This window comes from Streptomyces sp. NBC_00775 (genome assembly GCF_036347135.1).
Lineage (GTDB): Bacteria > Actinomycetota > Actinomycetes > Streptomycetales > Streptomycetaceae > Streptomyces > Streptomyces lutosisoli.
Genome location: NZ_CP108938.1, coordinates 4808639 through 4820265, shown reverse-complemented (window position 1 = coordinate 4820265; position 11627 = coordinate 4808639). Strand labels below are relative to the sequence as shown.

At 69.5% G+C, this 11627-nt stretch carries 13 protein-coding genes and 2 pseudogenes; 7 read left to right on the top strand and 8 right to left on the bottom strand.

From position 1 onward, the window contains the following. Positions 1-69 precede the first annotated feature (69 nt). From OIC96_RS21385 to OIC96_RS21375, 3 genes are all read left to right on the top strand, one after another. Positions 70-216, top strand: coding sequence for a hypothetical protein (locus OIC96_RS21385; protein ID WP_330306301.1), 147 nt, complete (start codon positions 70-72; stop codon positions 214-216). Next, a complete protein-coding gene (locus OIC96_RS21380) occupies positions 213-974 on the top strand; it encodes a GAF and ANTAR domain-containing protein (RefSeq protein ID WP_330306302.1) in 762 nt (253 codons plus the stop codon). Before OIC96_RS21385 ends, OIC96_RS21380 begins: the two co-directional genes overlap by 4 nt. Before the next feature lie 78 nt (positions 975-1052). Next, complete coding sequence (locus tag OIC96_RS21375; RefSeq protein WP_330306303.1) at positions 1053-1769, top strand: GAF and ANTAR domain-containing protein; 717 nt, start codon at positions 1053-1055, stop codon at positions 1767-1769. Between the two features lie 27 nt (positions 1770-1796). On the opposite strand, the gene OIC96_RS21370 is transcribed toward OIC96_RS21375, so the two are convergent. Together OIC96_RS21370 and OIC96_RS21365 are read right to left on the bottom strand one after the other, a co-directional pair. Further along, positions 1797-2210, bottom strand: coding sequence for a DUF1003 domain-containing protein (locus tag OIC96_RS21370; protein ID WP_330306304.1), 414 nt, complete (start codon positions 2208-2210; stop codon positions 1797-1799). A gap of 42 nt (positions 2211-2252) precedes the next feature. Then, positions 2253-3074: a SigB/SigF/SigG family RNA polymerase sigma factor gene (locus tag OIC96_RS21365; RefSeq protein ID WP_330306305.1), complete on the bottom strand. Its 822-nt coding sequence runs from the start codon at positions 3072-3074 to the stop codon at positions 2253-2255. Positions 3075-3414: 340 nt separating this feature from the next. Here OIC96_RS21365 and OIC96_RS21360 point away from each other — a divergent pair, with 340 nt between their 5' ends. After that, entirely contained in the window at positions 3415-4065 is a 651-nt protein-coding gene (locus tag OIC96_RS21360; protein ID WP_330306306.1) for a hypothetical protein, read from the top strand. An 83-nt stretch (positions 4066-4148) separates the two neighbouring features. Then, positions 4149-5567, top strand: a complete 1419-nt coding sequence (locus OIC96_RS21355) for a PP2C family protein-serine/threonine phosphatase (RefSeq protein ID WP_330306307.1) — start codon at positions 4149-4151, stop codon at positions 5565-5567. A gap of 110 nt (positions 5568-5677) precedes the next feature. On the opposite strand, the gene OIC96_RS21350 is transcribed toward OIC96_RS21355, so the two are convergent. The 3 genes and pseudogenes from OIC96_RS21350 to OIC96_RS21340 all read right to left on the bottom strand — a co-directional run bounded on the left by OIC96_RS21350 (position 5678) and on the right by OIC96_RS21340 (position 6543). Beyond that, positions 5678-6028 carry an ANTAR domain-containing protein gene (locus OIC96_RS21350; RefSeq protein ID WP_330310222.1) on the bottom strand — a complete coding sequence of 117 codons (351 nt, stop codon included), beginning with the start codon at positions 6026-6028 and terminating at the stop codon, positions 5678-5680. A 23-nt stretch (positions 6029-6051) separates the two neighbouring features. Continuing rightward, positions 6052-6213: pseudogene (locus OIC96_RS21345) on the bottom strand (PRC-barrel domain containing protein); the annotation flags it as partial. A 57-nt stretch (positions 6214-6270) separates the two neighbouring features. Further along, a complete protein-coding gene (locus OIC96_RS21340; RefSeq protein ID WP_330306308.1) occupies positions 6271-6543 on the bottom strand; it encodes a hypothetical protein in 273 nt (90 codons plus the stop codon). 383 nt (positions 6544-6926) lie between these two features. On the opposite strand from OIC96_RS21340, the gene OIC96_RS21335 reads away from it, so the two are divergent. Together OIC96_RS21335 and OIC96_RS21330 are read left to right on the top strand one after the other, a co-directional pair. Next, positions 6927-7100, top strand: a complete 174-nt coding sequence (locus OIC96_RS21335) for a CsbD family protein (protein WP_327430524.1) — start codon at positions 6927-6929, stop codon at positions 7098-7100. A 131-nt stretch (positions 7101-7231) separates the two neighbouring features. Continuing rightward, entirely contained in the window at positions 7232-7855 is a 624-nt protein-coding gene (locus tag OIC96_RS21330) for a hypothetical protein (protein WP_330306309.1), read from the top strand. Positions 7856-8020: 165 nt separating this feature from the next. Here OIC96_RS21330 and ilvC read toward each other — a convergent pair whose 3' ends face one another. The 3 genes and pseudogenes from ilvC to OIC96_RS21315 all read right to left on the bottom strand — a co-directional run bounded on the left by ilvC (position 8021) and on the right by OIC96_RS21315 (position 11598). Beyond that, positions 8021-9022 (bottom strand): ketol-acid reductoisomerase, encoded by a 1002-nt coding sequence (ilvC, locus tag OIC96_RS21325; protein WP_330306310.1) that lies wholly within the window; start codon positions 9020-9022, stop codon positions 8021-8023. Positions 9023-9190: 168 nt separating this feature from the next. Further along, positions 9191-9697 (bottom strand): annotated as a pseudogene (gene ilvN / locus OIC96_RS21320) (acetolactate synthase small subunit); the annotation flags it as partial. 14 nt (positions 9698-9711) lie between these two features. Further along, on the bottom strand, positions 9712-11598 hold the full coding sequence (locus tag OIC96_RS21315; RefSeq protein WP_330306311.1) for an acetolactate synthase large subunit: 1887 nt from the start codon (positions 11596-11598) through the stop codon (positions 9712-9714). Positions 11599-11627: the final 29 nt, after the last annotated feature.

The following is an 11627-nucleotide window of genomic DNA, read 5'->3' as shown; positions in this document are numbered from 1 at the left end:
CTCCTCCGTTTCGGCCGCCGGCACCTTCCGAACCGTCCAGCTTCCGGCATTCTTCGGCCGGGGTTCGCCATGGTGATGTCGGAGACGGACACCGCTGCCAACCTGACGGGCGGCGCCTTCGGATGCCTGGTGCGCGGCGCCCGCCCGCCGCGGGAACGGCTGTTGACCGACCACCGTGTGCCCCTCGGCGCCACGACGACGCGGTGGCCCGGGTGAGGTCCAACGGCCGGTCGGCCCGTGTCCGGGTGCTGGTCGCCGAGCAGGCGGTCCGACGCGGTGGCCGGGTCGGCGTGCTGGACGTGTGCACCGCGGCCGTGGCCGCGCTCCCGGTCGGCGGGGCCGGGCTGTCCGCGATGTCCAAGGCCGCGGCGAGCCATCCGCTGTGCAGCACCGACGACATCAGCGGGCAGTTGGAGGAGCTGCAACTCACCCTGGGCGAGGGGCCCTGCGTGGACGCCTTCACGCAGGGCTCGGCCGTCCTGACACCCGATCTGCTGACCGGTGAACTGCAGGAGCACTGGGCCGTGTTCGCCGATGCGGCCCTGGAAGTCGGGGCACGCGCCGTCTTCGCGCTGCCCCTGCAGATAGGGGCGATCAGCCTGGGCGTCCTGGATCTCTACGCCAACGTGCCGACCGTGCTGGACGCCGGGGAACTGGCCGACGCGCTGGCGTTCGCCGATCTCGCGACGCTGCTCCTGCTCGATACAGAGGTCGACGAGACGGGCCCGCCGGCCGGTGGACCGCTGCCGGACCGCGGCTTCGAGGACCTGGGCGCCTACCGGGCGGAGATCGACCAGGCCACCGGCATCCTCACCGTCCAACTCGGTGTCGGCATCGAAGAAGCCTTCGTCCGGCTCCGTGCCCACGCCTACATGCGGGGACGCCGGCTCGCCGACGTGGCCGCCGACGTGGTGGCCCACCGGCTCCGCTTCTCCCCGGACACGGAACCCACACGGACCGACGAGGAAACCTGACGCACCGGCGCCGACCGACGAACTGGCCGCACTTCCCTCCCTCTCCCGGCGGGAATAGTCTCAATCGAGGGTGACACGATGAATCAGCAGCTCCTGGCCAAGACCTTCGTCGAGCTGGCGGACAACCTGGTCGCCGACTTCGACCTGATCGACTTTCTGCGTCTGCTCACCGACCGCTGTGTAGGGATGCTCGGCGCCGACGCGGCCGGAGTACTGCTCGCGGACCGGGACGGCGAACTGCGCGTGATGGCCGCCTCCGACGAACGGGTGCGGCTGCTGGAACTCTTCCAGCTCCAGAGTGATGAAGGCCCCTGCCTGGAGTGCTGCCGCACCGGCACACCCGTGATCGTCACCGACCTGACCCGGGAGATCGGCCGCTGGCCGCGCTTCGCCACGGCGGCCCACCGCAGCGGATTCGGGGCGGTCCAGGCGCTGCCCATGCGCCTGCGGGACGAGGTCGTCGGCGCCCTGAACCTCTTCCGCGTCGCCCCCGGCCCCTTCGACCCGGCGGGCACACTCATCGCCCAGGCCCTGGCCGACGTCGCCACCATCAGCCTTCTGCAACAACGTTCCACCCACCGCAGCACGATCCTCAACGAGCAACTGCAGACCGCGTTGAACAGCCGCGTGCTGATCGAACAGGCCAAAGGCAAACTCGCCGAACGCCGAGGCATCGACATGGAACAGGCCTTCACCGCCCTGCGCGCCCATGCCCGTTCCCACAACCGGCGCCTGTCCGATGTGGCCCGCGCCTTCATCGACGACTCCGAACCCCTCCCCGGACTGGGCGCCTGACCACCAACCCCACCCCTCAACCGTGGTCTACGGCCGAGACTGTTCCGCGCCGTTCTCGAGCAGACGGCGGTGGAGTTCCGTGGTCATGACATGGATCGCACGGGTCAGCTCGGTGTTGGTCTTGAGTTCCAACTCCTGCTCGACGAAGTCGTGATCGGCCTTGATCTGCTGGAAGGCGGCCTGACGATTCTGGCCGATCATGACGAACGTCGACAGGAAGATCGCCTCCAGTGACACCACCAGCGTCAGTGTGGGCCAGGGGGCGGCCTCGAAGAACAGCATCCACAACGCGAAGGAGACCGCGTGGATGTAGACGAACGGCATCGAACCGGCGAACTTGGTGATGGCGTCGGCGATACGCAGTTGGACGTCCGCGGCACGGCTCTGGTGGTGCGCAACCACCGCGGGATGGTGCATGGCCTGCTTGTCCTGCTTGCTCATCGCAGCGTGCCTCTCGCAGATCGGAGTGCCCCCGGGACGTCATCATGATGCCTTCCTCAGATCACGGGCGTCGGCCATCACCTGGTCGCGCAGGCGGGCACAGGTGCGGGTGATCAGACGGGAGACGTGCATCTGAGAGACACCGAACTGCAGGCCGATGCGGGCCTGCGTCATCCCGCAGAAGAACCTCAGGTACAGGATCTGGCGCTCGCGTTCGGGCAGTGCCCGCAGCAGAGGCCGGAGCGCCTCACGGTTGATGATCCGGTCGAAGCCGGGCTCCACGCCACCGAGGGTGTCGGTCAGGGGGTAGCTGTCCGCGGAGCTGCCGGGCATGGCGTCCAAGGACCGGGCGGTGAAGCTCTCCAGCGCCCCTTGGCCCAGCCGTACCTCGGCCTCGGTCAGCCCGGTGTGCGCGGCGATCTCGTGGACCGCGGGTGTCGCTACGCTCAGCGAACAACTCAGCTCATGCTCGGCGGAGCGCACCTGGCCACGCAGCTCCTGTACGCGTCGCGGCACATGCACGACCCAGAGTTCGTCACGGAAGTGCCGCTTCACCTCGCCGAGGATCGTCGGTATGGCAAAGGCCGGGAAGGCGGTGCCGAAACCCGGGTCGAAGCGGGACACCGCCTTGACCAGGCCCAGTTGGGCGACCTGTTTGAGGTCTTCGAAGGTCTCACCGCGATGGCGGAAGCGCCGGGCCAGCCGTACGGCCATCGGCATCCAGGCGCACACCACCTCCTGGCGCAGCGCGGACTTCTCCGGGCCGTCCGGCAGAGCGGCGATACGGCGGAACGCGGCATCGGTGTCCGGCGCGTCGTCGTAAGGGCGTGCGTTTCGTGGATTCTGCGTGCGTTCGGCCGGCATGGGCACGTGTCTCCCTGATCGGTGGCGTCACTCACCGTGGGAGCCGGCAGACCGCAGCACACAGGGGAGCGGCGAAAACCGCTCCCACGGGCGTGCCTCCGGTCCGAAGCACACCGGACGGCTTCCCGGACAGCCCGCTTTCAAACCCTCGACAAGCCGGCCGGCGCACTCACCGGTCGGCTGCCTCCGCCACAGTGACCCCGTGCCCCCAACGGGCCCCGACGCGGCGTCGATCCGGGGCTATGCTGCTGTACAGACGTCCCGGACCCAGGCGCCGCACCGCCCATCGGCCCCGATGGCACTCCCGTACATCTCACGGTCTCCTGAACCGAGGCGCCCCATGCGCACCCCGCGGCAACCGCACGAACCCGAAGACCCGGAGCGTCCCGTCCTGGACACGGTGCGCCTGCGCCGACTGAACCGCTGGCAGGCCGAGGGCCTGCGGGAGGACCTGGCGGATCTGTACGTGGAGTCGTCCGCCGCCTCGCCCGGTGAGGAGTTCCACGACCGGCAGAAGTTCCTGCACCGCCTGGCGGGTGACGTACAGCTGCCGGGGTTCGACATGCTGGTCGCCGAGGCGGAGGCTTTGACCGGCTGTGTCTCAGGGTTCCCCGTGCCGCGCGACGGCACCTGGTGGCAGGGGTTCGACGGACCGCTGCCGCAGAACCTGGAGCAACTCACCGCGTCCGGGCATGTCTTCGCGATCCTCGAAACCGTCGTCCATCCGCACCAGCACGCCCGTGGGCTCGCCCGCCGGCTCCAAGAGCGTCTGCTCGCCGACCACCAGTCCTCGCTCGGCGTCACGTTGGTGGACCAGTTGGCCCGTTCGGTCTGTGCCGCCTTCAAGGACTGGGGCTGGCAGGAGGCGGGGCAGATCCACCGCCTGCCCGGTCCAACAGCCTTACGCGTACTGGTTCTTCCTCTCGGCGAGCGCACGGAGGACCATCCGGACGGCCTTGCCCACAACGACCGGACCCAACGGCCCGAATAGCCGCCCACAACGACCGGACCCAACGGCCCGAACAGCCGCCCGCACCGGCCGGACACGGCGCGTGCGGAGGCGTGGAGGAGCGGGTGGAGCTGTCTCCCGAGCAGGAGGCGCTGCGGATCGCGGCGGTGCGTCGTTACGACATCCTGGACACTCCGCCCGACGGGGCATTCGACCGGATCGCCGCACTGGCCGCCCGCCTGTTCGACGCGCCGGCCGCGACGGTGACGATCGTGGACGCCGACCGGGTCTGGTTCAAGGCCGCGTACGGTCTGGCGGGGGTCACGCAGATCGGCCGGGATCCGGGGCTGTGCACCTCGGCGATCCTCACCGGCAGTCCTCTGGTCGTCCCCGACACCCTCGACGACCCGGTCGCCCGCGACCACTCCCTGGTGACCGGTCCGGCTCGGGTGCGCTTCTACGCCGCCGCCCCGATCACCACCGGCGACGGTCACCGCCTGGGCACCGTGGACGTCCTGGACACCAAGCCGCGCCGGATCACACCGGACCAGGCCACCGCCCTCACCGATCTGGCCGCGCTCGTGATGGACGAACTCGAACTGCGGCTGTCCGCCCTGCGCATGCTCCGTGTGGAACGGGAACTGGTGGAGGTCGAGCACGCGGCACGGGAGCGCGCCGAGCGGGATCGGTCGGAGATCGCCGCGTACGCCTCCACCCTTCAGCGCACCCTGCTGCCCCCGGCACTGCCGGAAGTGCCCGGCCTGGAGGCCGCCTGCCACTACACCACCGCTTCGGTCCACGACGTCGGCGGCGACTTCTACGACGTCTTTCCGCTCGGCGCCGGGCGGTGGGGGTTCTTTCTCGGCGACGTCAGCGGCCGGGGCGCACCCGCCGCCGCTCTCACCTCGCTGATCCGCTACACCTTGCGCTCCACCGCCCTGCTGGAGCGCGACCCGTGTGCCGTACTGCGGGCGCTGAACTCCACTCTGCTGTCGGCATCGTCCGACGGCAGCGGCTTCTGCACCCTGGTCTTCGGCACCCTCGCCCCCGAGCCCGCGGGCGGTTTCGCCCTCACCCTGGCCGGAGGCGGCCATCTCCCGGCCCACCATCTGCGACCCGCCCGCCGCGACGGGCCGGACCGGGTGGTCGCCCGGACCGAGCCGGTGAGCCTCGCCGGAGGAATGCTCGTCGGCGCCCTGCGCCACGCGGACTTCGTCTCCCGGACCGTTCAACTTCTGCCCGGCGAGGCGCTCTTCCTCTACAGCAACGGACTCACCGAGGCCCGTACTACCCAAGGCGCCCGGTTCGGCGAGAGCGGACTGACCGCGCACCTCACCCACCATGCCGCCACCGGCCGGGCCCTCGGGGCCGCCGCGATCATCAGCGACCTCACCTCGCTGCTGGACACCTTCCCCGCAGGACCCGCCGACGACGTCGCGCTCCTCGCACTCAGCGCGACCTCGGCGACACCCGCCACGGCACCCTCCGGTGCCTCGGGCACCGCGCACACCAGCCTGCCCTTCCCACCCCCCGACAGCACGTGACCTGGCCGAACGGGCGAAGAGGCGGGGCTGGGTGTTTAGGTTCCACGAGGCGGGCTACACAGCAAAGGCGTCCGACGGCCGTCCTGGACGAAGGCACCGGAGGGTTGAGCTCACAGCTCCCGGTGCCGTCCGACGGGCGCGCACTCCGTCACCCCCTGGTCCGCCGCATGAAGGCGCCGCAGCGCCCGGCGCAGTTCCCGCTGTATCGGTTCCGGGAGCGTCTCGTCCTTCGTCGTGGCGACCAGGGCCGTAGCCACGTCCCGGAGCTTGATATTGCAGTTCTGCGACACACACACCAGCAGATCCCACGCCCTCTCGCTGGAACACGGGGCCAGGACCATCACCATGCCGCGCGCCTGGTCGATCACCGCACGGGACGTCAGCGCCCGCGCCAACTGCTCGCTCTTGGCGCGTAGTTCGACGACCTCGACCAGCAGGGCCGCATGGCCGGCCGAGGGCACAGCCGTCAACAGCGGCCGCTCTTCACGTGCCGGTGCCGCGTGGGCAGCCCGTTCCGAACGGTGGCCATGACCGGCTCATCAGTGGTGGTGTCCACAGAGACCGCCTCCAGCACACCGATCTTGTGCGATTCGCTGTCGACGACGTCGCGTTCGTGCCACTCCCGGAGATCGGCAGCGTGAATCATGACCTTCCCCTTCCGGATGTCATCCGGCGGGCGTGCACCACACCCCCGGTCTTCGCGTCACCTGCCGTGTTCGCGGTCCCGCCGGTCCTCGCGCCGCCAGCGTGCCCGGTGCTGGCGGCTGTAGCGACGGTCCCAGCGTTCCTGACGATCCCGGCGCTCCTGGTAGTCCCGGTACTGCCCCAGGTCGGAGCTGCGGCCCCGACTCCCGCCACCACCGCGGCCGTACCGCGTGGTTCCGAAGACCAACACGGCCGCGACCACCCACCAGATGGGGTTGAGGAAGCCGACACCGAACAGGACCAAGACGAGGATGAGAAGCAGGGCGAACACCGCGGGCCTCCCCGGGAGCTGGACACAGCATCGATACCGGGGACTGGGGCCTCACTCAACAGCGTAGTCCTACCCAGAGGTTGCGGATACCGGGGAGACAGCGGCTCGTATGCGTTGACACAGACGGTTGCCGGGCGTTGACTGGCCGCAGGCGTGGGGCTGTACCGCTCCGGGAATCTCCGGGCGAGGCCTCCACCTTTCGCTTCGCCCGGACCCCGCGGAACGCAGGCACTGTCCCTGCGACCGTGTGGAGGCCCGGCCGTGCTCTGGATTCTTCTCCTTCTGCTGATCAGCCGCAGGCAGTCCACACCGGCCCCGATCCCGCCCGCGGGAACGGCGACCTCGCGCGGGAGCCCGCTCAGCAGACAAGTAGGAGGCCGGCCATGAGCGTCGGACAGACGATCAAGCACAAGACGCAGGCACTCAAGGGCCTGGTCACCGAACGCATCGGCCGGACCACCCGCAACAGGCGACTCCAGCGGCAGGGCAGGACCGACCGAGTCTCCGGAAACCTGAAGCAGGCCGGCGACAAGGTCAAGGGTGCCTTCAGGCACTGAGCACAACACGCCCCGGGTGGTGCTCACGTCGTGTGGATGCCACCCGGCCGGCACCAACGCTCCATGAGCCGAACGGAATGGACGGTAGTGAAGCGGACCGACTCGCGAACCGTGAGCCAGAGAAGGCAGCCATGTTCACCGTCGTAGTCATCGTCGTGATCGCCATCGGCCTGGCCGCACTCCTCTACACCGGACGTGGACGAGCCCGCGGCAGTGGCGGACGCGGGCTGAAGCAGCGCTTCGGGCCCGAGTACGACCGTGCCGTCGCCCTCCATGACGGGGATGTCCGGGCGGCCGAGCGGGAACTCGGCGAGCGCGTGAAGCGGCACGGCTCCCTCCAGGAACAGCCGCTGTCTCCCGAGGCCCGCGCGGACTACGTGACGCAATGGGCCGCCGTCCAGGAGCAGTTCGTCGAATCACCGCAGAAGGCCGTCACCGAGGCGGACGCGCTGCTGGCGCGCCTGGCGAGGGACCGGGGTTTCCCCGACGGCGAGCACTTCGAGGAGCAGATGGCCGCCCTCTCCGTCCACCACGCCCCCTTCGTCCAGGGCTACCGCAGCATGCACGCGGCCGCCCGCGACCAGAGCGGCACCGAGGAAATGCGGGAGGCCATGGTCGGATCCCGAAGCCTTTTCGAGGCACTGGTCATCGAAGAGCCGGCCGACCCGGACCGGCATCGGCCGCCGTCCCCCGACGACCGCGGTCACGCGCCATGGGCGTTGAGCCGACGTCATGCGAAGGGAAGCAACACCTGACGTCGCGCAACGCCTGACACGCACGACAGCCCCAGGCCGGGAGGGGGAGCCTGGTTGCGCCGTGCCACGGGGAACCCCAGGTCGGGATTGGCTGACCTGGGGTTTCCTGGTGTTCGTGGTGACTGGTTCCCGTGGGCGTGAGGCCGGGGCGGTCCTGCCCAGGCGTCACGCCTCGTCGTTCACCCACGACATGAGCTTGCGGAGCTCCTTGCCGGTGGTCTCCAGGAGGCTCTTCTCGTCCTGGCTCTTGTACTCGTTGTACTTCTTCAGACCGCCGTGGTACTCGGCCATCCACTCGCGGGCGAACGTCCCGTCCTGGATCTCGGCGAGGACCTTCTTCATCTCGGCCTTGGTGGCGTCCGTGATGATCCGCGGGCCGGTGACGTAGTCGCCCCACTCGGCGGTCTCGGAGACCGACCAGCGCATCTTCTCCAGGCCGCCCTCGTACATGAGGTCGACGATGAGCTTCAGCTCGTGGAGGCACTCGAAGTACGCGATCTCCGGCTGGTAGCCGGCCTCGGTCAGCGTCTCGAAGCCCGCCTTGACCAGCGCGGCCGTACCACCACAGAGGACGGCCTGCTCACCGAACAGGTCGGTCTCGGTCTCCTCGGTGAACGTCGTCTTGATGACGCCGGCGCGGGTGCCGCCGATGCCCTTGGCGTACGACAGAGCCAGCGGGAACGCGGAACCGGTCGCGTCCTGCTCGACGGCCGCGATGCAGGGAACGCCGCGGCCCTCCTCGTACTGGCGGCGGACCAGGTGGCCCGGGCCCTTCGGGGCGACCATGCACACGTCGATGCCGGCCGGGGGCTTGATGAAGCCGAAGCGGATGTTCAGGCCGTGGCCGAAGAACAGCGCGTCGCCGTCCTTCAGGTTGTCCTTGATGGACTCCTCGTAGACCTGGGCCTGGATCGGGTCCGGCACCAGGATCATGATGACGTCGGCCTCGGCGGCGGCCTCCGACGGCGTCACCACGCGCAGGCCCTGCTCCTCGGCCTTCGCCTTGGACTTGGAGCCCTCGTGCAGACCGACGCGGACGTCCACACCCGAGTCGCGCAGCGACAGCGCGTGGGCGTGGCCCTGGCTGCCGTAGCCGATGACCGCGACCTTGCGGCCCTGGATGATGGACAGGTCGGCGTCGGCGTCGTAGAACAGCTCGGCGGGCATGAGGGTTTCTCCTTGTAATCGGTAACTGGGTTGCTGGTAGCTGTTATTGAGGGACAGTCACTTCTGAGGGAACTCGCGTTACGCGCTTTGTGCCTGCGACGCGGATGCGGACGTGGAGGCGGATGCGGAGGCGCTCGCCGTCGCCGTCAGGCGGAACGGGCGGGTGTCTCGTACGCCGCGTTCGGCCAGGGAGCGGGAGCCGCGGCCGATGGCTATCGCGCCGGACTGGACGAGTTCCTTGATGCCGAAGGGGGCCAGCATCCGGAGCATCGCGTCGAGTTTGTCGGCGGCGCCGGTGGCTTCCAGGGTGACGGCCTCGGGGGAGACGTCGACCGTCTTCGCGCGGAACAGTTCGGCGATCTGGACGATCTGGGAGCGGGTCTCGTTGCCGGCGCGGACCTTCACCAGGACCAGTTCGCGCTGGACCGCCGCGTCCGCCTCCAGCTCGACGACCTTGAGGACGTTGATGAGCTTGTTGAGCTGCTTGGTCACCTGCTCCAGGGACAGCGCGTCGTCGACCCTGACCACGATGGTGACGCGGGAGAGGTCGGGGTGCTCGGTGGTGCCGACCGCGAGCGAGTCGATGTTGAAGCCGCGGCGCGAGAACAGGGCGGCGATCCGGGCGAGGATGCCGGGGGTGTTCTCGACCAGGACGGAGAGTGTGTGCTGGGACATGTCAGTGGTTCCTCTCAGTCGTCCGCGGAGTCGCCGAAGTCGGGGCGGACGTCGCGGGCGGCCATGATGTCGTCGTTGGAAGTGCCGGCAGGGACCATCGGCCACACCATCGCGTCCTCGTGGACGATGAAGTCCACCACCACAGGGCGGTCGTTGATCGAGTTGGCCTTGTCGATGACCGCGTCCAGTTCCTCCGGGGTCTCGCAGCGCAGGCCCACGCAGCCCATCGCCTCGGAGAGCAGGACGAAGTCCGGGACGCGGGTGCCGCGGTTGGCGGCGGAGCCCAGGCCCCGCGTCGAACCGGTCTCGGCGTTGGTCGCGCCGTCGTGCAGCACGGTGTTGGAGAACCGGGCGCCGTAGAAGAGGTTCTGCCACTGGCGGACCATGCCGAGGGCGCCGTTGTTGATGACGGCGACCTTGATGGGGATGTTGTTCAGGGCGCAGGTGGTGAGTTCCTGGTTGGTCATCTGGAAGCAGCCGTCGCCGTCGATCGCCCAGACGGTCCGGTCCGGGCGGCCGGCCTTGGCGCCCATCGCGGCCGGCACCGAGTAGCCCATCGTTCCTGCGCCGCCCGAGTTGAACCAGGTGCCCGGCTCCTCGTGCGGGAGGAACTGCGCCGCCCACATCTGGTGCTGGCCGACCCCGGACGCGAACAGCGTGCCCTCGGGGGCGAGTTGGCCGATGCGCTCGATGACCAGCTGCGGGGAGAGGGTGCCGTCCGAGGGCAGGTCGTAGCCGCGCGGGTAGGTGGTGCGCCAGCGGTTGAGGTCCCGCCACCAGTTCGCGTAGTCACCCCGGTGGCCGTCCTCGTGCTCCGCGCGCACCGCTGTCGTCAGCGCGGTGATGACCTCGCGCGCATCTCCCACGATCGGCACGTTCGCGAAACGGTTCTTGCCTATCTCGGCCGGGTCGATGTCGGCGTGCACGACCTTGGCGTACGGGGCGAACGTGTCGAGCTTGCCGGTGACACGGTCGTCGAAGCGGGCGCCGAGGGCGACGATCAGATCGGCCTTCTGCAGTGCGGTGACGGCGGCCACGTCGCCGTGCATGCCCGGCATGCCCACGTGCTGCGGGTGGCTGCCGGGGAACGCGCCGAGTGCCATCAGGGTGGTGACCACGGGAGCGCCGGTCAGCTCGGCGAGGATCCGCAGCTCGTCGGTGGCCTTGGCCTTGAGGACGCCGCCGCCGACGTAGAGCACGGGGCGCTCGGACTGGTTCAGCAGCTTGGCCGCCTCGGCGATCCGGCGGGGGTGCGGCCGGGTCACCGGGCGGTAGCCGGGCAGGTCCGCACGGGGCGGCCAGCTGAAGGTGGTCTTTTCCTGGAGGGCGTCCTTGGTGATGTCGACCAGGACCGGGCCGGGGCGTCCCGTGGCCGCGATGTGGAAGGCTTCCGCGATCGTCTTCGGGATGTCATCGGCCCTGGTGACCAGGAAGTTGTGCTTGGTGATCGGCATGGTGATGCCGACGATGTCCGCCTCCTGGAAGGCGTCCGTGCCGATCGACTTGGAGGGAACCTGCCCGGTGATCGCCACGAGCGGCACCGAGTCCATGTGGGCGTCGGCGATCGGCGTCACCAGGTTGGTGGCGCCCGGTCCCGAGGTCGCCATGCAGACGCCGACCTTGCCGGTGGCCTGCGCGTAGCCCGTGGCCGCGTGACCCGCGCCCTGCTCGTGCCGGACGAGCACATGCCGTACCCGCTCGGAGTCCATCAGCGGGTCGTACGCCGGCAGGATGCAACCGCCGGGAATGCCGAACACGGTGTCCGCGCCCACCTCTTCGAGCGAGCGGACGAGGGACTGCGCGCCCGTGACGTGCTCGACGGCGACGGAGGAACGCTCGGGGGTGCGGGTCCGCACCTGCGGGAGGCGGGCCGCGGGGGCCTCTTGCACAGCGTTTGACATCGTCAGTTCCCAAGGGATGTAGGGGTGTT